Below are 26,051 nucleotides of genomic sequence, written 5' to 3'. Positions count from 1 at the left end.
GCGCCATCTTTAATTCAGATCTATATTGCCCGTAACGGCGGCGCCGAGGTAACGCAGGCCCGAGGGCAACCTTCCTTTCCGGCGCACTCCGCAGGACGAAAGAACCTCCGCCGCACGAAGTGCGCAGCGGAGGTTCTTTCATGTCCGAGGACGCGCCGGAAAGGAAGGTTGCCCTCGGGCCGAACAGCTATGGCAGCTTACGCGACGGTGTAAACCCAGTTGTGCTTATCTTCAACAGCACCAGACTGGATACCAGTCAGGGTCTCGCGAAGCTTCTTCATCACAGGGCCGATCTCGGTGTAGCCAGCCGGGAAGGTCACGGTCTCGTCGGCGCCGTAAACCTTGTTGTCGATCTCGCCGACCGGGGAGATAACGGCAGCGGTGCCGCACAGGCCGCACTCGACAAAGGTACCGGCCTTGACCTCGGCCCACTCGACGGGACGCTGGTCGACGGTAATGCCCAGGTCCTGAGCAACCTGAACGAGCGAACGACGGGTGATAGAGGGCAGGATGGAGTCGGTGTGCGACTGCGGAACGACGAGGGTGCCGTCCTCCTTCACGAACAGCACGTTGGCGCCGCCGGTCTCCTCGACATAGGTGCGGGACTCGGAGTCGAGATACAGGTTCTCGGCATAACCCTCGCGATGGGCCTCCATCGTGGGTTTAAGGGACATGGCGTAGTTCAGGCCGGCCTTGATGTTGCCGGTGCCGTGCGGTGCGGCGCGGTCGTACTCGGAAACGCGCAGCTTGACGGGCTTAAGGCCGCCCTTAAAGTACGGACCGACCGGGGTCACGAGAATGCGGAACGTGTACTCAGGAGCGGGAGCCACGCCGATTACGTCACCGGAGCCGATCATAAACGGACGCACATACAGGGTTGCGCCAGAGCCGAAGGGCGGAACCCATGCGGCGTTGGCAGAGACGACCTGCTTGACGGCCTCAACAAACTTGTCCTTGGGGAACGGGGGCATCTCGAGGCGCTGCGCAGAGTTGTACATACGCTCAGCGTTCATGTCGGGACGGAAACAGACGATGCTGCCGTCCTCGGCGGTGTAGGCCTTCAGGCCCTCAAAGACCTCCTGGCAGTAGTGGAAGATACCACCGCACTCGGAGACATGCAGGGTGTGGTCGGTGGTCAGGCCACCCTCGTCCCACTCGCCATCCTTCCAATGAGCCTCGTAGCTGTAATCGGTCTTCATGTAGCCAAAGCCGAGGCTACCCCAATCGATATCCTTCTTCTCGACAGTCATATGTCGCTCCTTACATACACAGTTGCATACTCGCGAACCCGCACGCAAGGACCGGGGCCGACCGCGTCGCAACGTCACACGCCCGGAGCGTAGAGCCGGACGGGACACGCGGACGACATCGAAGCCGATGACACGTCGATTCGCATGCACGAGATTGTACTCCGCACACGCATCGGATAAAACGTTTTTCTTTAACTAAGTAAAGTATTTTCATTTGACCGAAGCAGAAAGGCCCGCCACCGTAAAGGGTGACGGGCCTCAACGGCACGGTTTGCGCGCTGGCTCGAGCTACGCGTTCTTTTTGCCCAGCTTAGCCTTAACCAGACCGACCACGGTCGGGATGATCGACACGGCGACGATGCCGATAATCAGCAGCTCAAAGTGCTCCTGCACAAAGGGAATGCCGCCAAAGAAGTAGCCCAACAGCGTAAAGACCGTCGACCAGGTAATGCCGCCCAGCACGTTAAAGATGACAAAGTTGCGCCAGTGCATGCCGCCCATGCCGGCGATGAAAGGCACAAAGGTGCGGATAAACGGGAAGAAGCGACCCAGGAAGATGGCCAGGTGGCCCCACTTGTCCAGGAAGTCCTCGGACTTTTTGATTCGCTCGGGCGTCATGGCCTTCACCTTGCCCGAGGCGATGATCTTTTGGCCAAAGAAATGACCGATCATAAAGTTGCACTGATCGCCCAAGATGGCAGCCGTCCATGCGACGGCCAGCAGAGCCACGATGTTAAAGCCGCCGTTGTGGGCAAAGAAACCCGAGGCAAACAGCAGCGAGTCGCCGGGAAGGAACGGGAAGAACACCACGCCCGTCTCGATAAAGATGATCAGGAACACGCAGCCGTAGGCCATAAGCGGGCCGGCGGCGATCCAGCTGGCAATCGCGGTGCGCGGGTCTTTGAGCAGCTCGGCGATAAAATTGATGAAACCCATGAAGTAAAACCTCTCAGTTGTGGGCGCGGATACGTCCAAGTTGACCAGTATACGGTTGCGGCGCCCCCTCGTGCGCAACCCCACAAAAGCATGACCCCATTACCAGCAAGTTTGCATAACTGACACCTGTTGCGCAATGCCGCCAAGATTGTCCTTCCTAATCCCTAGCGAATCGCTATACTTTATTGAATCGCATTGCCATGGCGCTAAGGGAGGGCGGCCGGTGAGCTTTATCAATACCATTCGCGAGGACATCAAGACCGTCCAAGCGCAGGATCCCGCCGCGCAAAACGGTCTAGTCATCTTCCTTTCCTATCCTGGCCTGCACGCCAAGTGGAACCACGTGCCCGAGCACTGGCTCTGGGAGCACGGTCATCGCTCGCTCGCCCGCGTGCTCTCGCAAATCACCCGCCACATCACCGGCGTCGAGATTCATCCCGCCGCACAGATCGGCAAGCACTTCTTTATCGACCATGCCATGGGCGTCGTCATCGGCGAGACCACCATCGTGGGCGACAACTGCGTGCTCTACCAGGGCGTCACGCTCGGCGGTACCGGCAACGAGACCGGCAAACGCCACCCCACCCTGGGCAACAACGTCACCGTGGGCACAGGCGCCAAGGTGCTCGGCAACATCCGCATCGGCAACAACGTCAAAATCGGCGGCAACTCGGTTGTCGTCAAGGACGTGCCCGACAACTGCACCGTCGTGGGCGTGCCAGGACGCATCATCAAGCGCAACGGCTGCCGTGTGTTCGAGGAGAGTTTCGACGCCAAGCAGCATCGCGAGTACATGCCCGATGACGCCGCCGAGCAGAGTGCCCTCAACCGCCAGGGCATCACCGAGAATGCCCGCCGCGTCAAAGAACTCGAGCGAGAGGTGGCCGAGCTCAAGGCCCTCGTCGCCAAGCTCATGGACGAACGTTAGGAACGCAAGCGGCACAAAACAATATCGGCACCGACGCAAAAGGCGCGCCAGGGAATCAATCCCCGGCGCGCCATTCCTTTTGATGTGACATGCGGGACTGTCCCTTTGTCACATTATGCGAACTGACTCAGATAGAGGTCGGCGTAAGCACCCTCGGCAGCCAGCAGTTCCTTATGCGTGCCTTGCTCGATAATGTTGCCGTGATCCATGACCAAGATCAGGTCGGCGTCCACGATCGTCGACAGGCGATGCGCGATCACAAAGCTCGTGCGCCCGCGCATGAGCGCGTCCATGGCGCGGCCGATAGCAAGCTCGGTGCGCGTGTCCACACTTGAGGTCGCCTCGTCCAGGATGAGAATCGCCGGGTTGTTGAGCAGCACGCGTGCGATGGTCAGCAGCTGACGCTGGCCCTGGCTGATGCTTTCGGCATCGTTGGCTACGCGCGTGTCGTAGCCCTGAGGCATGGTGCGCACAAAGAAGTCGACCTGGGCGGCGCGAGCGGCCGCAACAATCTCCTCGCGCGTTGCCTCGGGGCAGCCGTAGGCGATGTTCTCGGCAATCGTGCCGTCGAACAGCCAGGCGTCCTGTAGCACCATGCCAAACTGCTGTCGCAGCTCGCCGCGATCCATGCGGCTCGTATCCACGCCGTCGAGCGTAATACGCCCGCCGTCAATCTCGTAGAAGCGCATGAGCAGGTTGATGAGCGTCGTCTTGCCTGCGCCCGTGGTTCCCACCACGGCAATCTTCTGGCCCGGCTCGGCGGTAAACGACACGTCGCGCATGAGCGGCTTGTCGGGCGCATAGCCAAAGCGCACGTGCTCAAAAGCGACGCGGCCCTCAATGCGACCCGGCAGCTTGGCGGCCTCGTCCGGCAGCGGATCGGCCTCTATCTCGGGCTCATCAAGCAGGTCGAAAACGCGCTCCGCACTCGCCAGCGCGCTCTGCAGCGAGTTAAAAGTGAACGACAGCTGCGTCATGGGTTCGGACGCCTCGTAGATAAACTGGAAGAACGCCTGGAACACGCCGACGGTCATGTGACCGGCGACCAGCATGCTGCAGCCCACGAGCGCAATCACAATCTGCGCCAGGCGACCAATAAAGCGAACCGCGGGTCCGACGGCGTTGATCATAAAGTCGGCCTTGGTGCTCACGCGCGCCAGCTCGCCCGAGGCCTCGTGCACCTCGGCAGAGCTCTGGTGCTCGCGGTTGAATGCGCGAATCACCAAACGGCCCGAATAGCCTTCCTCGACCGCGCTCGTGATTTTGGACACCCACTCCTGACGCTCGCCCGTCACATCATGCGTACGGCGCGAAACCACCTTGGTCACCAGCAGCGACAACGCCGTAAAGAACAAAAAGACTAGCGTAAGCGGCACGCTAAACACGAACATCACGCCCACGGCGCCCACCACGGTGCCGATCGACACAAGCAGCTGCAGCAATCCGCGCTGCATGCTCTCGGACATCTTGTCCAAGTCGTTGGTCGCACGGCTGACGACCTCACCGGGACGATGCGCGTCAAAGAAGGCAAGCGGCAGACGGTTGAGCTTTTGTGCGATGCGGTTGCGTAGACGCAGGTTGAGGCGTTCGGCCACGCTCGACATCAAAAAGCTCTGGAGCGCATAGAACGAGGCAGCGGCAGTCCAGATCATAAAGTAGACGAAGATGGTCTTGCCGCAGTTCTCCCAGGTGATGTTGAAGGTGGTTCCGTTGGCAAACGCCACCTGAATGTGGCCCCACAGCTCATCGATCACGCGGGCGCTATATGCCGGTGCAGCGGTGTTAAAGATAACATAGAACACAATGCTCGCAAACACGATGTAGAAGCGCCAATGGTCGCCGACGGCCTCGCTCCACAGGCGGCGCACCGTCGCCCAGGTATCCCGGGGCGTCTCGCCCTCTTCTTCGTCGTCCACGTCGCGCATACGCTCTGCCTCGGCGCGGGCACGCTCGTCCTCGGCACGCTCGTTTTCCTCGTAGAGCGCTTGGCGGCGAGCCTCGCGCTCGACTGCAGCCTTGGCGGCGTCATCCAGCTCGGTCGACGTGACAGCCGTTTCCTCGACCAGCCCCGCGGCAACGGCGTCATCAACGCCGCCCTGCTTCTCGAGCTCCTCGGTCATGCTACTCACCTCCCTTCATCTGCGATTCCGCGATGGCGCGGTACACCTCGCAGGTTTCCATAAGCTCGCCATGCGTGCCCAGGCCCACGACCTCGCCATCCTTGAGCACGACAATCTGGTCGGCGTGCAGAATCGTCGAGATGCGCTGCGCGATGATGAGCACCGCGGCGTCGCGCGTCTCGTCCTGCAGCGCATGGCGCAGGGCCGCATCGGTCTTAAAGTCCAGGGCCGAAAAACTGTCGTCGAAGATATACAGGTCGGCGCGCTTCATGAGTGCGCGGGCGATTGCCAAACGCTGGCGCTGGCCGCCCGAAAAGTTCGTACCGCCCTGCGCCACCGGAGTGTCGAGCCCCTGCGGTTGATCGAGTACAAAGGTGCTCTGGGCAACCTGGAGCGCGTGGAGCATATCGGCCTCGGTCGCGTCTTCGTTGCCAAAGCGCAAATTGCTTGCCACGGTGCCCGAGAACAGCCATGCCTTCTGCGGGACGTAGGCAATGCGCCCGCGAATCTCGTCTTGCGAAAGCTCGCGCAGGTCGACGCCGTCCAGGCGAATGGCACCCTTGGTGGCATCGTGAAAACGCAGCAGAAGCTTTGCCACCGTCGACTTGCCCGAGCCCGTCGAGCCCACAATCGCGGTCGTCTGACCGCGACGACAGGCAAAGCTCAGGTCGCACAGGGTGTCCTCATCGGCATCGTCAAAACGAAACGACATGTGATCGAACTCAGCGACCACATCCGCATCGCCCCCGGAGGCAGGCGCCCCGTCACCCAGCGTACGCTCGCCGTCCACGATGCTCGGCTCAATCTCCAACACCTGCTGCGCACGGTTCAGGCACGCCGCGGCGCGCGGCAGCGTCAGCACTACCATCTGCGCCATCATCACAAAGAACAGGATCAGGAGCGCATATTCCAGCACCGCCGAGATGCTCGCGATCTGCATGGCGTGGGCGCCCACGCGGTTGCCGCCAACCCACAGCACCGCTACCTCGGCGATGTTCATCAAAAAGAAGCTTGAGCTGTCGAGGCCCACAAACAGGTGGTTGACTTTGATGGCGTTGGCGGCGTAGTCGCTGAACACCTCGTCCAGGCGCCGCTCCTCGTGACGCTCCTTGTTAAACGCACGGATGACGCGCACGCCCACGATGTTTTCGCGCAGCACCACGTTCATGCGGTCGATAAAGCTCTGCAAGCGCATAAAGATCGGAGCCGCGTTGGCAACCGTAAAGACCGCCGCCACCAGCACAATCGCAACCACGACGCCCAGAAGCGTGCCCATGGCAGGATCGATAAACCAGGCGAAGATGATGCCCGCCACAGCCAAAAACGGCACGGGCAGCACCAGCTGAATGGTCTGCAGAATCGCCTGCTGAATCACGTTGATGTCGTTGAGCGAGCGCGTGATCATCGATCCGGTGCCAAAGCGCTCAAAGTCGCTGGCCGCGAGCTCGAGCGACTTGTCGTACACGGCATTGCGGATATCGCAGGCCACGTTGGCGGCCAAGCGCGCCGAAAGATAGCAGCCCAGCACCGCGCCGCCGCTGGCCATGCCGGTCGCGATAAGCATGTAGAGGCCGTTGCGCAGGATGTAGTCGACATCGCCCGTGGTGATGCCGGTGTTGACCATGTTCGCCAGCATCGTGGGAACCAACAGCGTGCCGACGTTATCAACCAGCAGCACCAGCAGCGTCACTGCGACAAGCCCTCGATAGGGCTTCAGAAACCTCATTAACAGTCGCACGACTCCCCCTCACATTGATCCTGCGTCTGGCTTGCAGCTGCCACCTGCTGCTTAAATGTCTCGCACTCCTCATCGAGCACCTGGGAGAATTTGCCGATCAAGCGCATAATCTCGCGTTGCTCACACGGCTCAAGCGCGCAAAATGCTCGCTGTTCGGCCTTAAGTGCCGGCAACGCATAGCGCTCAGCAAATTGCCTACCCTCTTTGGTCAGGCACACAACCTTGTTCTTGCGACTGCCTTCGGCAAACTCCAGCGTGGCGAAACCCCGCGCCTTCAAGGTTTTAATTGCCGAGTTGATGGTCTGTTTGCTGTAGAACCATTCGCTTGTCAGACGGCTTACGGCGACGCTGCCGCCCGCCGTGCTGGTATCGACGAGCATCCAGTAAGCGCAGTCCGAAAGACCGCAGGCGCGCGAGAACTCCGAATAAATATGGTCGAGTCCATTGAGCAACCGGTCGAAATCGACCAGCGTAACCGCACTATTCATCTATCCCACCATTCGATTGTCCGATTTTTGACCAATTTATATCTCTAGATTAGTCCGAGTTTTGACTATCGTCAACAGGCTCTCCGCAAATGCTTGCACTTTTATGGCCTATCGGCAGAAAAAGACCGCCGGCGCGGGGGCAGCGCCAGCGGTCACGTGAAAATCGGGTTTTATTGCCCGTTAAGCGGCGACGGCCTCATAGACCGTAGCGCCCGAGAAGCTGTCATGCAGGCTCTTGCCGGCAATCCACGGCAGCTCGACGACCTCGCAGACCGTGTTGACCAGCTCGGAGCAGTCAGTAAAGTGGCCCTTGTCGTTGAGGGCCTCGCAATCCTGAACACGCCAATAGCCATCGGTGTGCGTGATGTAGTACTCGTGATCGTCAATCGTCACAAAAGCGCGCGTCTTGGAACGCAGCAGCTTCAGAAATCCTTCGAAGTCGGTCTCGACGACATCTCCAGCCTGGAACATGATGTTACCTCCTGGCCCGGCGCCACCACGGCGCATTGATAAACGTTGGTACTCCTTTAGTAAAACCTTTATCAGAGGTTATGCGTTCGTCATTTAGGCAAGTGGTAAAAAACCGCAGGGTAGACGGGATAAAACGTTTAACCATCCCATTTGTTTGTCACATTCTGAAGGTCCTTTTATGCAAACCTACTTTCCCAATTGGGATCTACCCTTTTGGCCGGGCAATTGACCGTCTATCGTTTGAGCCCGACGGGTATGAACGTGGCATCTGCAACGCCACCGCAAGGAGACACCATGGAGACTATCGAAGCACTCATCCACCGCCGCAGCTGCCGCAAATACAGTGATCGTCCCGTCGAGGCCGAAAAGCTCGCACGCATTATCGAGGCCGGCCAGTATGCACCCAGTGGCATGGGGCGCCAGCCGGTGACGTTTGTCGCCGTCACCGACCCCACGACCGTTGAGCGCCTCTCGCAGCTCAACGCACAGGTCATGGGCAGCAACAGCGACCCCTTCTATGGCGCCAAGACCGTTGTGGTGGTACTGGTCGACCGCAGCGTGCCCACGCACCTGGAAGACGGATCGCTCGCCATGGGCAACCTGCTCAACGCCGCCTATGCACTGGGTGTCGACTCATGCTGGATTCACCGCGCGCATGAGGTCTTTGACTCGCCCGAGGGCCTGGAGCTGCTGGCCAGCTGGGGCCTGCCCGCCGACGGCAGCCTGCGCGGCGTCGGTCACTGCATTCTGGGCTATGCCGAGGACACGCTACCCGAGCCCAAACCCCGCCGCGACAACGTGGTGTACGTTAGGTAATTAGTTCCGCCGTTCTAACGAACGGCGGACCCGCTCGCAACTTATCTTGCCGATGGAGTTGTCGTCGTTTCGTTCGTGTGGGTCGTTTCGGCGCCGTCGCCCTGTTCGCCCTCGTCCTTTTGAGCGTCGGCGATGGTGGAGGCCGCCGCAACGATACCGCGCTGGGGCGCGACGCCCGTCTGGGTCTGAGCGCCCTCGACAATTTCTGTGCCTGCATGCGCGAGCTCGGGCGATTTAAACATCGCGTCCAAGTTGGCACCGTCGCCGGCGTAGCCAAGCGCAGCGAGTGCGATGACGATCACTGCAACGACGACCGCGATCGGAACATAACGATGCCAACCAGCCGGATTGAGTCCGCTGCGACGAGCCGCCCCGCGGCTGATGTAGCCGAGCGTGCCGTCGTGCTTGAGCTTTGAGCCCACCACGCGTTTGCGGTCCCACAGCGAGGACTCTGCCTGCATTGCCAAACGGGCACCTGTCGAAGGATAGCCGTATTTAGTGCGCTTGAACGAGCCGTCAAACCCCGAGGCGTGTTTGCCCCACGTCACCGATGTTGTGCGTCGGTTAACCGGCGCGGCGCTCCGCCTTCTGCGGCTCGGTTTTGTAGTCTCAGCCATACGCCCCCGCACGCCGTAACCAAATCGAAACAATAACGCTTTGGACTGTAGCACACGCGTCGCGCGCGGTCACGGGCGCCTCGCTCAACGGTCATCGTCCTTCAGTAAGCGCCACAGCGTTGTTCGGCTTATGCCCAGCACCTCCGCCGCACGGGTTCGGTTGCCGTGGAGATGATCTACAACCAGATGCGCGATATCTCGCTCGGTATCGGCCAGCGGTCGCAGGATATACAGGTCGCTTTCGAGTGTCGGGGCGCCAAAGGTTGCGGTCTTAATCACGTCCTCTTGGGCTAGCACTTCCTCCGCCACAGCGCGATCCACCGTGCCCGCCCCCACCAATATATACAGTCGTTCCGAGACCTCGCGGAGCTGCAGATAATTGCGCGGCCAGCGGTAAGCATCGAGCGCCTTCGTCGCCGCGGCAGACAGCGTGGGCGCTGCCGTCCCAAATGCACCAGCGAGATATTCCAAATAGCGCGCAATCTTTTGCGACGTGGCTCCCTGCTCGACGATTGCCGGCGCCACGCTCACCGCACAGGCGAAGCGCTCGGTCACAAAGGCGGCTTGATCACTTTCGCTGCCGCCCGGCATGTCATTCGCCGTCAGCACCACATGGCAGCGCGTCGCCAACGCGGTGTCGGCCATCGTGGAAACGAGCTCGCGGAGACGCTGGGGGCCAACCGTGTTCCAGCCCTCAATGCAAAGTGTCAGCCCCGTTTGGAACAACGGCGATTCGGCGCTTTTGAGCAGATGGCGCCAGCCGCGATCCGTTAGCTCATCGAGCGCAACGGCAACAAAGGGCTGATCGACAAAAGGACCGTCCAGATAGAGGCGCATGGCAATCTCGACCTGACCCGTTCCCAGCTCGCCCTCGAGCATAAGGGGCACACCGCGCGCGTAGCTCTCGGCGACCGGCGCAGCCACCGAGGCAGCCCCCTCAACGATGCCGTACGCGCTCGATTCGTAGCGGGCCTCAACTTCGTCGGCGTTGAGCCACTCGATGCCCGCGTGCGCCGCGGCGCCGCGCACCTCGCGGACCACGACGACCCAAAGGCCCCCGCCCTCTTTGTCGGCGAGGCGAACGGTCAGGCTCAGGCGCGTACCCGCACGCCCCATAACCAGACGCGCGCCGTCTCCTATACGGTCGAGGCGTTCGGCAACAAAAGCTGCCACATCCCGCTCAAGCGCCGCGTCATTCATGGTCGAAATCGCGACGTCCCCACGCGCATCGATTGCCAATGCCGAGGCCCCGGCAGCAGCCAGGGCCTCGGTCAAGATGTTCAGCTTGGCATCGCTATCCATGATTTGCCCCTGTCCGAGGCGACGTGCAGCCGCCGACGGTCGCACGACCGAGTGTTTCAAAATTGAACGATATTGCTCACCAAACACTATAGGGCAGAAAGCGCCGTCCTGCGAGTATAGGTGTTGCCCCGCATCGCCATCCTGGCGGGGCGATAAGAGCTCTTCGGGACTTATAAACCTGCGGACAAGCCATACCCGCAAGAGCTCCTATCGCTCCACCGCAGGCTTGCGCTCACCAGCAACCAGCAACCAGCACGCGAATAAGCTACTTCTCTACCAGATTCCCAGCACGTGCTGCATTCCCAAGCTCATGCACGCAATGCCAATCCAGCAGCAAAAGCCCAGCGCGATGGGCTTGCCGCCCTTTTTGACCAGCTCGACGATATCGGTATTAAAGCCAATAGCCGCCATGGCCATCACGATAAAGAACTTCGAAAGCTCCTTGATGGGCGCCGTGATGGACACGGGAAGCTGAAGCACCGTGGTGATTACGCTCGCCAGCACAAAGAACAGCACAAACATGGGAAACGCGCGTTTAAGCGAGAACGTGCTTTTGGCGTCGCCGCCGGCCTTGCGCGCCAGATGCATCTGCCAGCATGCGAGGACCAACGTGATGGGAATAATGGCCAGCGTCCTGGTGAGCTTGACCACCGTGGCGCTCTCGAGCACATTGGCGCCGGGATGCATGCTGTCCCAGGCGCTCGCCGCAGCCGTTACGGACGAGGTGTCGTTGATGGCGGTGCCGGCAAACAGGCCAAAGCCCTCGTTGGTCAGCCCGAGCATGCCGCCGAGCGTCGGAAACACGAGCGCCGCGATAACGTTAAACAGGAAGATGACCGAAATAGCCTGGGCAATCTCGCGATCGTCGGCATCGATGACGGGTGCGGTCGCGGCGATGGCAGAACCGCCGCAAATCGACGAACCCACACCCACAAGCGTCGCGATCTTGCTCGGCACGTTCATGACGTGGCAGAGCACGAAGGCGACAACAAGCGAGGTCGAGATCGTCGCCACGATAATCGGCAGCGACTGGGCGCCCTTGGACAGAATCTGCGAGAGGTTCATGCCAAAGCCAAGCAGGATGACCGCGTACTGCAAGATCTTTTTAGACGTATAGGTAACGCCGGCGGCAAGCGGCTCACGACGATGCTTGGGAAAGACAAGTGCCAGAACCATGCCGATGAGGATGGCGAATACCGGCCCGCCGACCACCTCGATCTGCTTGCCGAGCAGCGTTGCGGGAATGGCGATGATCAGGCAGAACAAAACGCCCTTCCAGCGCTCGCGTACGATATTTGCCAGTTGCATATGGGATTCCTTCTTTCTATTTCACGTTTGCGACGGCTTATGATACGGCAACGTTGAGCACAATCCCGTACAAACGCAGGCAAAAATGTCGCAAAAGTTATCGGGCGGCGATTGAATTTCCACCGCAGAGAACTGATTCGCGGCATAATAAACAACTGACATATGAGTGTGGAAGAACGTTTGCGAGGCGCTATGGAAGAATCGATGCACATCGGCGAGCAAGAAACGAGCCTACAGGACCAGTCCTACCACACCATTCGACGCAAGATCGTCTATCTGGACTACAAACCGGGCGAAAAGCTGGGCGTCAAGCAGCTGTGCGACGACCTGGATATGGGGCGCACCCCTGTGCGCGAGGCACTGGTGCGTCTGGCGCAAGAGGGCCTGGTGCGCACCGTGCCCCAGAGCGGCACCTATGTCTCGCCCATCAACCTCACCCTTGCCGAGAGTGCCTGCTACATTCGCGAGCACCTGGAAAAACAGGTGATTGTAGAGTGCTGCGCGCGCGCCACCTCGGCAGGCGTCGAGCAGCTCGACCGGGCCATCGCGTTGCAGGAAAAGGCCATGGCCGAAGAGGATCGCATCGGCTTCTTTTTAAGCGACAACCTCATGCACCGCATGATCTTTAACATCGCGTGCCGTAGCACCGTGTGGTCGTGGCTCGAAGAGACCAATGCCGACCTGGAGCGCTTCCGCTGGCTGCGTGCCGCCACACAGACGCTCGACAATCAGGAGACTGTTAACGAGCATAAGCAAATCCGCCGCGCCATCGCCGGTCGCGACCCCATCGAGGCGAGCTTTTTGGTCAGCAAGCACCTGCATATGATGTTCCGCAACCAAACCGAGGTCCTGGACCAGTTCCCCGAGTACTTCGAGACCAGCAAGCTCCGCTAGCCTGCCAAAACCACCACAAAGGGGACAGGCACCTTTGTGGTGGTTTCTCCGTACAAAAAGGCCCGGCTCCGTCTGATGACGCGGAGCCGGGCCTTAGTCGTTAGAACGGCGGAACCAACTACTCGACAGTAACGCTTTTCGCCAGGTTACGAGGTTGGTCAACGTCGCAACCGCGCAGAATGGCAACCTCGCGGGCGAGCAGCTGCAGCGGGACGCTCGCCGTGATGGGGCTGAACACGTCGCGGACGGCCGGCACGCGGATGATGCAGTCGGCGATCTTGTTGATCTCCTCGTCGCCCTCGGTGGCAACGACGATGACCTTGGCACCGCGCGCCTTGCACTCCATGAGGTTCGACACGGTCTTGTCGTAGGTGGCACTCTTGGTGGCCACGGCGATGACAGGGAAACCCGGGTCGATCAGGGCAATGGGGCCGTGCTTCATCTCGCCGGCAGCGTAGGCCTCGGCGTGCAGGTAGCTGACCTCTTTGAGCTTGAGTGCGCCCTCGTAGGAAATAGCGGCACCCATGCCGCGGCCCACGAACAGCGCCGACTGCGCGTCCTTGCACAGCAGGGCGGCCTCATGAACGGCCTCGGTCTGGGTATCCAAAATCCACTGGATCTGCTCGGCCGTGTCGGAAAGCTCGCGGAACAGCATGCGCGCCTGCTTGGTGGTCAGACGGTACTTAACCTGCGCCAACAGCAAAGCCAGTAGCGTAAGGCTCACAACCTGGCCGATGAAGCTCTTGGTCGAGGCGACCGCGATCTCCTTGTTGGCCTTGGTGTAGATGACGCCGTCGCTCTCACGCGCCACGGGGCTGCCCACCACGTTGGTGATGCCGAAGACCTTGGCACCCTTGATGCGCGCGTCGCGAATGGCGGCAAGGGTGTCGGCCGTCTCGCCCGACTGAGACACGGCAACGACAAGCGTCGTCGGCGTAATGATGGGATTGCGATAGCGGAACTCGCTGGCCGCCTCAACCTCGGTGGGGATGCGAGCCCAGCCCTCAATAAGGTTCTTGGCAATGAGGCCGGCATGGTAGCTGGTGCCGCAGGCAATTACATACACGCGGTCGATATCGTTGAGCTCCTCGAGGGACAAGCCCAGCTCGTCGATGTCGAGCTCGCCGGCCGGTGTCATACGACCGACCAGCGTGTCGCGCACGACGCGCGGCTGCTCATGGATCTCCTTGAGCATAAAGTCGGGATAACCGCCCTTTTCTGCCATGTCCAGGTCCCAGTCGATGTGGGTGACCTTGGGCTCGATAACGTTGCCGGCCTCGTCGGTGTACTCGACGCCCGCGGGCGTGAGCTTGGCAAACTGACCGTCCTCGAGCACCACGACATCGCGGGTGGCGTCGATGAGCGCGATGACATCGGAAGCAACATAGGAGCCGGTTTCGCCCACGCCGACTACGATCGGGGAATCCTTGCGGGCCACGGCGATCACGCCGGGCTCGTCAGCGCACACGGCGGCCAGACCATAGGCACCGACCACGTGGGTGCAAGCCTCGCGCACGGAGGCCATCAGGTCGTGCGTCTCGGCATAAGCCTCTTCGATCAGATGCGCGAAGACCTCGGTATCGGTCTCGCTCTTAAAGTGGTGGCCGCGGCCCTCCAGCTCTTCGCGCAGCTCGGCGAAGTTCTCGATGATGCCGTTGTGGACGATGGCGATACGACCGTCGCAGCTGGTGTGGGGATGGGCGTTAACGACGGAGGGCTTGCCGTGGGTGGCCCAACGGGTGTGGCCGATACCGCAGGTAGCGTCGCTGTCGATGTTGGAAAGCTCGCTCTCCAGGCCCGCGACCTTGCCCACGCGGCGGATGACGTCGAGGTGCGCCGCGGCGCCCTCACCCACCTCGAGCGCGACGCCCGAGGAGTCATAGCCGCGATACTCCATACGCTTGAGGCCCGTGACCAGGATGTTCTTTGCAATATCAGAGCCGGTGTAGCCGACAATTCCGCACATAGGATAAATCCCTTCGTTCGCGTGACTGCAAGACGTCCACGCACAGGGGGCGCTGAGACGTATAACGTTCGAGTATTGTACTCACGCAAGCGCAAGCTGATATACCAGAAGTGGTATCTCAACTTAGATACCACCCGATGCACACATGCCCAGCCGGTCCAAACCGCCACAATGGGGACAGGAACCTTTGTGGTGGTTTGGACCGGGGCGGCGGCCTATCCCGGCGAAAGATCTCGATCTGTAACATCTGGGCCGCAATAAGCCGGCTTAGTGTTACAGATCGAGACATTACGGTTCGATCCCAGCACTATGTCTCGACCTGTAACAGGTAGAGCTGGTTTTGCCGTCCAGATGTTACAGATCGAGACAATTGAAGGCCCGGGTAGCTCAAGCCACCACAAAGGTGCCTGCCCCCTTTGTGGTGGTCGCGCTGGCAACGGCGTTTCCGCAGATAAAACCTGCCAAAATAAACCTGTCCCTAATTGGCAGGTTTTGACACCCTGGGGGCGGGCGATGCTACAATCGGACTTGTACTTGAAACGCATCAAAGGGGCCGCCATGGCAAAGGTAAAAATCAGCGACGTCGCGCGCGAGGCCGGGGTTTCGTTGGGCACGGTTTCCAACGCGCTCAACCATCCCGAAAAGCTGCGCCCCGAGACCCTCAAGCTCATCAACGAGACCATCAATCGCCTTGGCTACCTGCCCAACCAAAGTGCCCGTCAGCTCGCAGGCGGCGCCACCAAGTCCTTTGGCTTGGTCCTCCCCCGCCTCGACCATGGCTTCTCGCTCCAAATTGCCAGCGGCGCCCATAACGAGGCACGCAAGCACGGCTATGACCTGCTCATCGCCAACGCCGATAACGACGACATTCTCGAGGACCATTACCTGCGCTATTTTATGGGCACGCAGATGTCCGGCGTCATGGTGCAGCCCATGGCATCTCCCGATTGGCACCCCGCCATGACCAAAATGCCCGTGCCGATCGTCCATCTGGACATCCACTGCTCCGAGCCCGGTTATTACGTGGCCGCCGACAACGAGGCACAGGGGCGCATTATCGCCGAGCTCGCCATCGCCCGCGGCGCACGCCATATCACCGTTGTGGGCAGAGCGGCATTCATGCAGCTCACACTGCGCGTACTCGGCATTCACAAGGCCCTCGCCCTGCACCCCGATATCAAAATTGAGGTCATCGACGCCGGCGAATGGAATACCGCAGCCGACGGCTACAGTATCGGTGCCCAGATTGCCGAGCGCCCTGCTGACGAGCGCCCCGATTTTGTCATCGGTCTGACCGACGTATTGGCCTCGGGCGTTATCTCGGCGCTGACCGACAAAGGCATCTCCGTCCCCGAGCAGGTCCGCGTGGCCGGCTGCGACGGCAACCCCCTTGCATGGAGCGGGTCGGTTCCTCTTACCACCGTGGCGCCGCCGGGCTACGAAATTGGCCGCAAGGGTGTCCAACTGCTGATGGAGCAAATCGAGAACAAGGCCCCGGCAAAGACCAAGCATATCCGCGTCGGCTCTGCAGCGCGCACCGTCACCGCAGTCACCGCCGCCGAGGATATCAACCGCCAAGAGCTCGTACGCCCGTTTTTACTGGAGCGCGCCAGCACCCAGGCAAGCAGTCACACCGAAGCCACCGCCATCAACCTCGGCGCCTACCTTTAGCACACGGCCTTAACCGCCGCCGGCAGATCGAACAGCGTATCGAGCACAGCCTCGCAGCCATCCACCACGTCCTGCGGCAGCGGCACGATGTCGGGAACGGCAAAGACGTGGCAGCCGGCCGTGATGCCCGAGACGCAGCCGTTGCGGGAATCCTCGACCACGGCGCACTCCTCGGGAGCAAAGCCCGCGCGCTCGCAGGCGAGCAGGTACATCTCAGGGTCGGGCTTGCCGTGTACGACGTCCTCGCCGCAGGTCACCGTCTCAAACTTATCAAAGAGGCCGACCATCTTAAGGTTGCGCTCGGCGGTAACATGGCGCGACGACGTCGCAAGACCCACGTGATAGCCCGCAGCCAGCAGCTCGTCCAGGCACTCGGCGGCACCGCCCTTAAGCTCCAGATCGGTCTTGACCATCTCGTCGCGAATCTCCTTGTGACGACGATAGATCGCCTCAGCGGTTTCGCGGCCGCCGTAATGCCCATCAAGGATCTCCATGACATCGGGCAGCGTGCGGCCGATAAACTGATGGATCAGCGCATCATCAATCGCGAATCCCAGCTCGGCCGCGCCCGCCTTCCACGCCTTGATACCCAAACGCTCGGTATCGACCAGCGTTCCGTCCATGTCGAAAATAACGGCCTTGATCATATCGGTCCCCCATCGCTTCGCGCTGCTGTACTCCCGCAACTTTACCGCACCTGTAAACTTGTATATAACGTATATAGCATATTGCACTTTCGTTACATAGATAGAAGTCTTATGACAAGCGGCTCGGTAGGATTATAGTTTTCGACCGAGTACTCAACGGCAAGGATCGATTCATGCTTTCAGACACCACCGCACCTGCAGAGGGGCTTCAGGACAAACTCACAGCGCTCGAGCAGCTGCTTTTGGCATACGGACGCGTCGCCATCGGCTTTTCCGGTGGCGTCGACAGCAGCTTTTTGGCCGCGGTCTGCGCCCGCATCATGCCCGCCAGCACGCTTCTCGTTCACCTCACCACGCCGCTCATCGGCACGCCCGAGCAGGCTTCGTTTGAGCGGGCGGTTGACGGGCAGACCGATGAGGGGCCGCATTTCAAGCTCCCCGTGCTCAACCTCTCGGTCGATCAGCTGCGGCTCCCCCAAGTAGCCTGCAACGATGCCGACCGCTGCTACCACTGCAAGCGCGCCGGCTTTACCGCCATCGTCAACCACGCCAAGTCGCTGGGCTTTCCCACCGTCATCGACGGCAGCAACGCAAGCGACCGCGGCGACTACCGCCCCGGCATGCGCGCCGCCCAGGAGCTCGGCGTGCGCTCGCCCCTCATGGAGGTCGGCTTTACCAAGGACGAAGAGCGCGAGCTGCTGCGCGCCTGGGGCTATCCCGTTTGGAACCTGCCGGCAGGAGCCTGCCTGGCCACGCGCGTCCCCACGGGCGAGGAGCTCACGCGCGAGAAGGTCGATGTGATCCGCGCCTGCGAGGACTACCTGCACGACCTTGGCCTGGACCAGGTCCGCGCACGCCTCGTCGGCGGCTGCATGCATATCGAGGCCGCGCCGGCAGACGTCGCCAAGATTGCCGCCCTCGGCAACACCGCGGTCAGCGACGGGGGCAAGGCCCCGCTTCCTGCCGCCATCGAATCTGCCCTGCGTAACCTAGGCTGCGGCCATATCTCCCCCGAGGTCACCCCCTACATCCACGGCAACATGAACCTTTAAGTTACGCCGTTTTACAAACGGCGTAACCGCTCGGCGCTGCGCAGGTTCCGGGCACGGCAATCTGACGTTCAACTGCACGGGCGCGACCAAAAGGTCAGCGCCCGCTTGTTTCACGTCACCTTGCCGCACCCGGAACCTGCTCGCTCGCGTATGCTCAACCTGAACTACATAAATTGTTGCCGACCTTCAGAAGGGGGACAGGTTTATTTTGGCAGGTTTTATCTGGGGAAACGCAGACAGGGCCGCGACGCCTATAGCGTCGCGGCCCTTTTCCTTGGAGAAGGATCGATTAATGGAACGGAGAGCCCGTTCTAGCCCTCGAGCCCGGCGTTGATGAGCTCGGCAATCTCGACAGGATCGGTGCTTTCGCGCACCCTGTCACGGAAGCCAGCATCCATCAGCATCACGGCAGCCTTGGAGAGCAGACGCAGGTGCGTGGTTCCCGCTTCGCCGGCGGGCACGTACAGCGCGAGCGCCACATCGACGGGCACGCCATCAAAGCTCGGCCACTCAACAGGCTCGGACAGCTTGAGCACGGCCACGCCCGGCGTATGGATCGCATCGCTCTTGGCATGCGGAACGGCAAAACCGGCGACGAGGCCAGTCTCGGCCTCGTTTTCGCGAGCAATAAAAGCCGCCTCTACAGCAGACGCGTCATCGGCAAAACCAAGCTCAACAGCCTGCTCGGACAGATAATGCAGCGCGTCCTCGCGCGAGGCGGCGGCGTAGCCAATCGTCACTTGGTTGGCAGATACAAACCCCATGGAAAGCCTTCCTTACAACACGGACCTGACCGCAGCTTCGATGCCGTCGGCGTCCAAACCGTACTTATGCAGCAAATCGACCGCAGGGCCGGACTCGCCGTACACATCGCGCACGCCGACGCGACGCATCGGCACTGGATGCTGCTCCGCGAGCACCGAGGCAACGGCCTCGCCAAGACCACCGATAATCGAATGCTCCTCGGCGGTGACCACGCGACCGGTCTTCTTGGCGCTGGCAACCACCAAACGCTCATCGAGCGGTTTGATCGTATGCATGTTGATGACCTCAGCATCGATGCCGTCGGCAGCGAGCGCCTCGGCAGCAGCGAGTGCCTCAGCGACCATGAGACCGCACGCGACGATCGTGACATCAGAGCCCTCCCGTACAACAACACCGCGGCCGATCTTGAACTCGTAGTCCTCGTGATCGTTGATGACCGGTGTTGCCAGGCGGCCGAAGCGCATGTAGACCGGCCCCTCAAACTCATAGGCGGCGCGCACACAGGCGCGGGCCTCGACATCGTCGGCGGGAACGACCACCGTCATACCCGGAATCGTACGCATGAGTGCGATATCCTCGCAGCACTGGTGCGTGGCGCCGTCCTCGCCCACCGAAATGCCGGCATGGGTGGCGCCAATCTTGACGTTGAGGTGCGGGTAGCCAATGGAATTGCGGACCTGCTCGTAGGCGCGACCGGCGGCAAACATCGCAAAGGTGCTCGCAAAAGCAACGCGGCCCGTGGTCGCGATGCCGGCGGCAAGACCCATCAGGTTGCTCTCGGCGATGCCGGCATCGTAAAAGCGCTCAGGATGGGCAGTCTTAAACTTACCCGTCTGCGTAGCGGCAGCCAGGTCGGCATCGAGCACTACAAAGTCATCGTGCTCATTGCCCAGCTCGACGAGTGCCTCGCCGTAGCTTACGCGCGTGGCGACTTTTTTGACCTCTGCCATTAGAGTTCCTCTCCTGCTGCCGCGAGCTCGGCCATGGCCTGCTCAAACTGCTCGTCATTGGGCGCCTTGCCATGCCAGCCAACCTGGTTCTCCATAAAGGAGACGCCTTTGCCCTTCACCGTCTCGGCGATGATAGCGACGGGCGCGCCGGTCACCTCGCGAGCTTCGGCGAAAGCCGCCTCAATCTGCGCCATGTCGTTGCCATCGGCTAGCTCTATCACATGCCACTTAAAGGCGCGGAACTTGTCGGCAAGCGGCATGGCCGAGTTGACTTCATCGATCGTGCCGTCAATCTGCAAGCCGTTGTGGTCGACGACGGCAACAAGATTGTCGAGCGCATGGTTGCCGGCAAACATAGCCGCCTCCCACACCTGGCCTTCCTCGCACTCACCGTCGCCCAGCAACGTGTAGACACGGTAGCTGTCGCCCCAGTGCTTAGCGGCAAGCGCCATTCCAACTGCAGCAGAGATGCCCTGACCGAGCGAGCCGGTGGACATATCGATGCCTGGGGTATCGTTCATGTTGGGATGGCCCTGCAGTCGGCTGCCAATATGGCGGAGCGTCTCGAGCTCTTCGACGGGAAAATAGCCGCGATTTGCCAACACCGAATACAGGCCCGGCGCCGCGTGACCCTTGGAGAGCACAAAGCGGTCGCGATCGGCCTTGTGAGGGTCGGCAGGATCGATATTCATTTCCTCAAAGTACAGATACGTCATGATGTCGGCTGCACCGAGCGATCCACCCGGATGTCCCGACTTGGCCGCGTGAACCGCAGTCACGACACCCTTCCTGACCTCATTGGCGACCTTCGCCAGCTCCTGGTTGGTCATACGAATTCCTCTCTTGAGAACAACCCCGGCACCGGATGGCGCGATGCCGAGGGCAACCCGGTCGTTAAGCCTGAGCGACGACCTTCTGCCAGTCAGCCTCAAAAGAGGCGAGGCCCTGGTCGGTCAGCGGGTGATGCAGGCACTTCTTGAGAGCGGCCATGGGCACGGTCGCGATGTCGGCACCAAGAAGAGCCGCCTGGGTCACGTGGTTGGGCGTGCGGACCGAAGCGGTGATGATCTCGACGGTGTCGTCGACGTTCTTGCCGGTCCAGTCATAGTTCTTGATGCAGGTCACGACATTGTCGAGCTGCGAGATGCCGTCCTCGGCGATGTCGTCAAAGCGGCCGACAAACGGGCTGATGTAGCGGGCACCGGCGTTGGCGGCCATGAGGGCCTGCGTCGGCGAGAAAACAAGCGTCATGTTGACGCGCACGCCCGCATCGGCCAGGGCGCGGCAGGCGGCGAGGCCGGCCTCGCACACGGGAAGCTTGACCACGATGTTGGGAGCCAGGGCGGCAAGGCGCTTGCCCTCCTCGATCATGCCCTCGGCAGTGGTCGCGGTGGACTCAGCAGACACGGGCAGGCCCTCGCAGAGCTCGGCAATCTTGAGCATATGGGGCTCAAAGTCGGCGAGCTTGCCGCCGGTCTTGGCGTACAGGGACGGGTTGGTGGTGACGCCGGCAAGGCAGCCCCAGCTCTTGGCCTCGGCGATCTCGTCAAGGTTGGCGGTATCGATAAAGAACTTCATGGTGCAAACTCCTTCTAAGGAATCCAAAACTCAAAAAATAGGACAAAGGGGATGTCCCTTTGTCCTATGTGCCGGGCCTGCAGCTGGGACATGCCCCAGGCCCGGCGTCGTGTAGGAAAAGCTACTTAGAGAGCCTTCTCGATGCGGCTCGTGACGCCCTTGAGGTTAAGACCGACGACGTACTGCTTGATCGGGCGCTTGATGTGCTCGATCACAAAGCGCTTGCCGTCAATGTCCTGGGCAGCGAGGTTGCGATAGAGCTTCTCGACCTGCTCCTTGACCTCGGGATCGTTGAACGCGTAGTGGCCGGAGACATCCAGAATCTTCAGGCTGAGCTCGTCGTCGGCCAGAATGTCGTCAACCTGCAGGTTGACATCGTCGCCGGTCATCCACTTGCGCCAGCGCTCGGTCTTGATGGCCTTGACCAGCAGCGTGTGATACAGATCGGAGGGATCGTCGCACAGGCCGTTGTCGACCAGAATCTGCTCGGTTGCGCAGAGCTTGAGGTAAGCGCGGGTCTCCTCGGTGCCGTACTGAGGGGCGACATTGGAAGCGGTCACGTGTGCCGGGATGTGCTCGAGCAGCGTCGCGTCGTCCAGGTAGTCGGCGTTGTGCTCCTTCAGGCCCACGCCGTAGCGCTTGGCCATGTCGGCGAGCTCGCGGGCATTCTTAAAGTTGTAATGACCGACCTGCTCGGTCCAACGGGTGAGCGTACCGGTCTGGCCGACGATAAAGGTGGGCATGGGGCAGCCGCGCTTCTCGAGCTCGGGCTGCAGCTGAGAAATGAACTCCTCGTACTTGTCGGTGGAGGTCAGGCCGCCATTGGTCTCCTCGGTACCGACCTCATAGGCAACCTCGGGCAGGTTATGCTCGCGACGGTACTGCTCAAGATAGTCGATAAGATCGATCGTGCGGCGAAGCACCACGTCGAGCGGAATAACCTTGCCGATCTGATAGGGGTCCTTGGTGGGGTCGACCATCAGCAGGTCAAAGCCTGCCTCCATGTCGGCGACAAAGGACTTGCGGGCGAGCGCCATGGCCTCGTCCTCAGGCAGGTGGGCGTTACGCTCCTCGTCGCGCTGCCACGGACCGCCGTGATCGCGGCACAGGTAGTACGGACCGGTATAGCCCACCTCGTCGGCAACCTTCTTAATGTCGGCGGCAAAGCGCGTCTGGTCCCAACCGTTGACGTAGCCGGCGCCCATCTCGTCCATATCGACCTGGTTGCGGCTAGCGATAAACATGGGCGGGAAATCCTCGTCCTTGGCAAGCTCGAACACGGCCTGAATCAGGTTGGGGCTCATGGGGCCAATGCCGACCATGGTTGCGTGATCGCCGCTGTCCTGCAGCTTGAGCATGCCCTGAACGGCCTGGCGGATGGTGAGGTTGGACATTTTGTTCTCCTTCTCCAGAGGATTTTTGACAAAAGTTCCCTGGGACCCAGATGTGGGCCCTATCAGTGCGGATGGATTTTGTTGTGTAGGGGCGGTTGTGCGGAGTCAAATCCATCCCTCCGCACAACCGGAGTCCTTAAAGGTTTACTTGGCCTGCTTATCGAGCGTGGGCTTCATGGCAATCAGGATTGCAGCGGCGACCAAGGAGCCAATCACGATGTCCAGGCAGAACAGCGCGACGTTGTTGGTGGCCAGGGCGACAATAAAGCCACCATGCGGAACATAGCAGTCGATGCCCTGGAAGGCGGCAAGCGCCGCGCCCACGGCAGAGCCGATGCAAATGCCGGGCAGGGTGTGGCCAAGATCCTTGACCGCGAAGGGAATAGCGCCCTCGGTAATACCGATGCAGCCCATGAACAGCGCAGAGATGCCCATCTGACGGTCAGCGTCATCGAACTTGTTCTTGGCGATGAGCGCAGCGAGGCCGCAAGCAATCGGGGGAATGGCGACGGCGACGCGGAACATACCGTTGGGGCCGTAGATGCCGGAGGCCATGATGGCCATGGTAAAGGTCGAAGCGGTCTTGTTGATGGGGCCACCCATATCGAAAGCGGTCATAACGCCAATGACCAGGCCCAGGACGACGGCGGAGCCGCCCTGCAGGCTGCCGAGCACGCTGGTGAGCCAATCCATCACAAAGCCAAGCGGCGTGGCCAGGATGTAGATGTAAGCCATGCCCAGGACGAGCGAGGTCAGAATCGGGATGATCAGAATGGGCATGATGGTCTGGATGGTGTTGTTGACCTTCCAGGTCTTCATCCAGCGGACAAAGTAACCGCAGATGACAGCCATGATCATGGCGCCCAAGAAGCCGGTCGAAACGCTGTTGCCGCTCGGGGTGACGACGGCGTTGTTAACCAAGTAGCCCAGGACGAAGCCGGGGGCAAGTGCGGGCTTACCGGCCATCGAGTAGGCGATGTATGCCGCAAGCACCGGAATCATCATAGAGATGCCGGCCATGCCGATAGTGTTAAGGCTCACCATCAACGGGTTGGTGACCTCCATGCCGCTAGCACCGGCAGTACCGGATGCCAACGAGAAGGCGAGGAACACGCCACCGATAACGACGATGGGGATAAAATAGGAAACGCCGGTATTGAATGCATTGAGCAGCGTCTTGCCAGGGTCGGCAAAGATGGACTGCTTGGACGCCGGTGTCGGGGCCTGCGGGGCAGCGGAGACGGCCTTCTTCTCTGCCTTGGCCTCGGCCTTGGACGCGTCAACGGCACCGCCCGTCGCCTTGATGATCTCGACAGCCTGGTCGATAATCTTTACCGGATCGGCGATTACATCCGAGGTGCCGACCTTGAGGAACTTGCCCTCGGCCATCTTCTGCTCAAAACGGTCCTCGTTCTCGACACCCACGTCGACGGACTCGAGCACCAGGTCGGCGCAATCAACGTCTTCCTGCGTGAGCTCATTCTCGATACCCAGACCACCCTGAGCCTCGACTTTGCACTCGATGCCACGAGCGGCGCATTCATCCTGAATCGCCTTCTGGGCCATATACGTGTGGGCGATACCCACGGTACAGGCGGCAACGCCTACGATCTTCATTGCTTCCCTCTTTTCATAGAGTTGCGTGCGCAAGACACCGTTTGCGGAGGCCTCCGGAGCATCCCCTGCCGTTTGGACTTGCTGTCTTTTCGACAAGACCAATATAGGTGCTCGTTTTTCTTAATGCCAGTTTATTTCGGTAAACGCGCAGGTCAGAGCGTTGGTTACGTTATTTAGTTATGCGTTTAACCAAAAATGAATCCTGCGATTTTACCATCGATTTCAAAAGTCAAGAAGTATTTGATTTTCTCGGTAGACGGCAGATGCGCATGCCGGTCACAAATTTCGACCCCACCCATATACCGCATTTGTTGCATACTCATATGAAAGGAAAAAGTCGCTCACCAAAGTGCATCCCTCACCAAGACTCAAAGTCATCATGTTGGAAAATGCTCATCTGTCGGAAGGAGTCGCTGTGGCAAAACAGCGCGTTACGATCGCAGACGTCGCTCGAGAGGCGGGAACCTCGACGGCAAGCGTCTCGTATTACCTCAACGACAAACGAGAAAAGCTTAGCGAGAAGACGCAGGCAAAGATTGCGCGCGTCATCAAGGAACTCGGATACGTTCCCAACGCCCAAGCGCAAACGCTCACCGGCAAGCAGACCCACGTCATCGCCATCATCATCTTGGATAACACCAACAAATGGGCGGGCCTCGTCCTCAACGGCATGGAGCAGGTCATGCTCCCCGCGGGCTACCAGACGGTCGTTTGCACGAGCAACTTTAACCCCGAGACCGAGCTCATGTATGTCGACAAAATGCTCTCACTGGGCGTCGATGGTTTTATCATCCAGCCCACGGCAAATTTCAAGGCAGTCCACGACCGCATCAAGCGCGCCGGCAAGCCCGTCGTCTTTTTTGACGCGGCCATCTACAGCCCAGGCACCAGCTGGATCAAAACCAACCTCTACGACGGCGTGTACAATGCCACGCAGGCGCTTCTCGACGCCGGCTACGAAGACTTCTTTTCCATCGCCGCCAACATGACCGAAATGCGCACTCGCATGGAACGTTTTCAGGGATATGCCGAGGCATTGGCCGCGAATGGGCAGCTCTACAAAGCCATCCCCATCGATCACAACAAGCCGTCAATCAACGAGCTTACCGAATACTTTAAATACAAGTTCAACCCCGCCAAGCGCACGCTCATCTTCGTACAAAACCAATGGGCGCTTCCCCGTGTCTACAAGGCCCTCCAACCCATGGCCCATCTACTTCCGCAGCAAATAGGTCTTTTGGGACTCAACTGCGAAGACTGGACCAACCTCACCACGCCGACCGTCTCCACGATCATCGAGCCCGTCGACCAGGAAGGCAGGGAGGCGGCCGAGATGCTGCTCGCCTTGCTTGATGGCAGCAGCCAACCCGGCGAGCAGCGCATTCTCGAGTGCAAGCTCAACTGGCTCGACTCCACCTCGATCTAGCCATACGTCAAATATGAAGCAAATGAACCAGTAGCGTTTGTCCCAAATCTTAAGTATTTGTTCGACAGAACGGCCTCTGCCGGCTCCTGCTAGACTGGTAGATTCCCAACCGTCCAT

Annotated in this window: 23 protein-coding genes; 6 read left to right on the top strand and 17 right to left on the bottom strand. The window is 60.3% G+C overall.

Annotated features, from left to right (window positions below; all coding sequences use genetic code 11):
- Positions 1-197: 197 nt before the first annotated feature.
- Positions 198-1,250: a branched-chain amino acid aminotransferase gene (locus DXB53_RS00795; RefSeq protein WP_117582948.1), complete on the bottom strand. Its 1,053-nt coding sequence runs from the start codon at positions 1,248-1,250 to the stop codon at positions 198-200.
- A gap of 288 nt (positions 1,251-1,538) precedes the next feature.
- Entirely contained in the window at positions 1,539-2,186 is a 648-nt protein-coding gene (locus DXB53_RS00790) for a DedA family protein (RefSeq protein WP_117582947.1), read from the bottom strand.
- Positions 2,187-2,409: 223 nt separating this feature from the next.
- Between DXB53_RS00790 and cysE the strand changes: the two genes are divergently transcribed.
- Entirely contained in the window at positions 2,410-3,114 is a 705-nt protein-coding gene (cysE, locus tag DXB53_RS00785; RefSeq protein WP_117582946.1) for a serine O-acetyltransferase, read from the top strand.
- A gap of 113 nt (positions 3,115-3,227) precedes the next feature.
- On the opposite strand, the gene DXB53_RS00780 is transcribed toward cysE, so the two are convergent.
- From DXB53_RS00780 to DXB53_RS00765, 4 genes are all read right to left on the bottom strand, one after another.
- Positions 3,228-5,234 (bottom strand): ABC transporter ATP-binding protein, encoded by a 2,007-nt coding sequence (locus DXB53_RS00780; RefSeq protein WP_199409654.1) that lies wholly within the window; start codon positions 5,232-5,234, stop codon positions 3,228-3,230.
- A gap of 1 nt (position 5,235) precedes the next feature.
- A complete protein-coding gene (locus tag DXB53_RS00775) occupies positions 5,236-6,960 on the bottom strand; it encodes an ABC transporter ATP-binding protein (protein WP_117582945.1) in 1,725 nt (574 codons plus the stop codon).
- A complete protein-coding gene (locus DXB53_RS00770; RefSeq protein WP_117582944.1) occupies positions 6,960-7,460 on the bottom strand; it encodes a MarR family winged helix-turn-helix transcriptional regulator in 501 nt (166 codons plus the stop codon). Before DXB53_RS00770 ends, DXB53_RS00775 begins: the two co-directional genes overlap by 1 nt.
- A gap of 180 nt (positions 7,461-7,640) precedes the next feature.
- On the bottom strand, positions 7,641-7,931 hold the full coding sequence (locus tag DXB53_RS00765; protein ID WP_055251737.1) for a hypothetical protein: 291 nt from the start codon (positions 7,929-7,931) through the stop codon (positions 7,641-7,643).
- Between the two features lie 294 nt (positions 7,932-8,225).
- On the opposite strand from DXB53_RS00765, the gene DXB53_RS00760 reads away from it, so the two are divergent.
- Positions 8,226-8,747 carry a nitroreductase gene (locus DXB53_RS00760; protein ID WP_117564325.1) on the top strand — a complete coding sequence of 174 codons (522 nt, stop codon included), beginning with the start codon at positions 8,226-8,228 and terminating at the stop codon, positions 8,745-8,747.
- 41 nt (positions 8,748-8,788) lie between these two features.
- On the opposite strand, the gene DXB53_RS00755 is transcribed toward DXB53_RS00760, so the two are convergent.
- From DXB53_RS00755 to DXB53_RS00745, 3 genes are all read right to left on the bottom strand, one after another.
- A complete protein-coding gene (locus DXB53_RS00755; RefSeq protein WP_147346300.1) occupies positions 8,789-9,214 on the bottom strand; it encodes a hypothetical protein in 426 nt (141 codons plus the stop codon).
- 234 nt (positions 9,215-9,448) lie between these two features.
- On the bottom strand, positions 9,449-10,666 hold the full coding sequence (locus DXB53_RS00750) for a helix-turn-helix domain-containing protein (protein WP_117582942.1): 1,218 nt from the start codon (positions 10,664-10,666) through the stop codon (positions 9,449-9,451).
- Between the two features lie 273 nt (positions 10,667-10,939).
- Positions 10,940-11,974, bottom strand: a complete 1,035-nt coding sequence (locus tag DXB53_RS00745) for a YeiH family protein (RefSeq protein WP_117582941.1) — start codon at positions 11,972-11,974, stop codon at positions 10,940-10,942.
- A 192-nt stretch (positions 11,975-12,166) separates the two neighbouring features.
- On the opposite strand from DXB53_RS00745, the gene DXB53_RS00740 reads away from it, so the two are divergent.
- Positions 12,167-12,868 carry a GntR family transcriptional regulator gene (locus DXB53_RS00740; protein WP_233503770.1) on the top strand — a complete coding sequence of 234 codons (702 nt, stop codon included), beginning with the start codon at positions 12,167-12,169 and terminating at the stop codon, positions 12,866-12,868.
- 118 nt (positions 12,869-12,986) lie between these two features.
- Here DXB53_RS00740 and glmS read toward each other — a convergent pair whose 3' ends face one another.
- Positions 12,987-14,834 carry a glutamine--fructose-6-phosphate transaminase (isomerizing) gene (gene glmS / locus DXB53_RS00735; RefSeq protein ID WP_117582939.1) on the bottom strand — a complete coding sequence of 616 codons (1,848 nt, stop codon included), beginning with the start codon at positions 14,832-14,834 and terminating at the stop codon, positions 12,987-12,989.
- A 558-nt stretch (positions 14,835-15,392) separates the two neighbouring features.
- On the opposite strand from glmS, the gene DXB53_RS00730 reads away from it, so the two are divergent.
- The gene (locus tag DXB53_RS00730; protein WP_117582938.1) at positions 15,393-16,505 is read left to right on the top strand and encodes a LacI family DNA-binding transcriptional regulator; all 1,113 of its coding nucleotides are present in this window, start codon (positions 15,393-15,395) and stop codon (positions 16,503-16,505) included.
- Here the strand turns inward: DXB53_RS00730 and DXB53_RS00725 are convergent.
- Positions 16,502-17,152: an HAD family phosphatase gene (locus tag DXB53_RS00725; protein WP_117582937.1), complete on the bottom strand. Its 651-nt coding sequence runs from the start codon at positions 17,150-17,152 to the stop codon at positions 16,502-16,504. The genes DXB53_RS00730 and DXB53_RS00725 overlap by 4 nt on opposite strands.
- Positions 17,153-17,325: 173 nt before the next feature.
- On the opposite strand from DXB53_RS00725, the gene DXB53_RS00720 reads away from it, so the two are divergent.
- Entirely contained in the window at positions 17,326-18,204 is an 879-nt protein-coding gene (locus tag DXB53_RS00720; protein WP_117582936.1) for an ATP-dependent sacrificial sulfur transferase LarE, read from the top strand.
- A 311-nt stretch (positions 18,205-18,515) separates the two neighbouring features.
- Here DXB53_RS00720 and DXB53_RS00715 read toward each other — a convergent pair whose 3' ends face one another.
- The 6 genes from DXB53_RS00715 to DXB53_RS00690 form a co-directional block, all read right to left on the bottom strand.
- On the bottom strand, positions 18,516-18,968 hold the full coding sequence (locus DXB53_RS00715) for a PTS sugar transporter subunit IIA (protein ID WP_089573499.1): 453 nt from the start codon (positions 18,966-18,968) through the stop codon (positions 18,516-18,518).
- Positions 18,969-18,980: 12 nt separating this feature from the next.
- On the bottom strand, positions 18,981-19,919 hold the full coding sequence (locus DXB53_RS00710; protein ID WP_117582935.1) for a transketolase family protein: 939 nt from the start codon (positions 19,917-19,919) through the stop codon (positions 18,981-18,983).
- On the bottom strand, positions 19,919-20,749 hold the full coding sequence (locus DXB53_RS00705) for a transketolase (protein WP_089573497.1): 831 nt from the start codon (positions 20,747-20,749) through the stop codon (positions 19,919-19,921). The genes DXB53_RS00710 and DXB53_RS00705 overlap by 1 nt, the downstream gene beginning before the upstream one ends.
- A 64-nt stretch (positions 20,750-20,813) precedes the next feature.
- Entirely contained in the window at positions 20,814-21,497 is a 684-nt protein-coding gene (gene fsa, locus DXB53_RS00700; RefSeq protein WP_006235616.1) for a fructose-6-phosphate aldolase, read from the bottom strand.
- Between the two features lie 125 nt (positions 21,498-21,622).
- Positions 21,623-22,891 (bottom strand): class II D-tagatose-bisphosphate aldolase non-catalytic subunit, encoded by a 1,269-nt coding sequence (locus DXB53_RS00695; protein WP_117582934.1) that lies wholly within the window; start codon positions 22,889-22,891, stop codon positions 21,623-21,625.
- Between the two features lie 144 nt (positions 22,892-23,035).
- A complete protein-coding gene (locus DXB53_RS00690) occupies positions 23,036-24,508 on the bottom strand; it encodes a PTS fructose transporter subunit IIC (protein WP_117582933.1) in 1,473 nt (490 codons plus the stop codon).
- Positions 24,509-24,923: 415 nt separating this feature from the next.
- Between DXB53_RS00690 and DXB53_RS00685 the strand changes: the two genes are divergently transcribed.
- Entirely contained in the window at positions 24,924-25,934 is a 1,011-nt protein-coding gene (locus DXB53_RS00685) for a LacI family DNA-binding transcriptional regulator (protein WP_233503769.1), read from the top strand.
- The last annotated feature ends 117 nt before the right edge of the window (positions 25,935-26,051 follow it).

This window comes from Collinsella sp. OM04-5, assembly GCF_003439125.1.
Lineage (GTDB): Bacteria > Actinomycetota > Coriobacteriia > Coriobacteriales > Coriobacteriaceae > Collinsella.
This window is presented reverse-complemented; position numbering and strand designations above follow the sequence as displayed.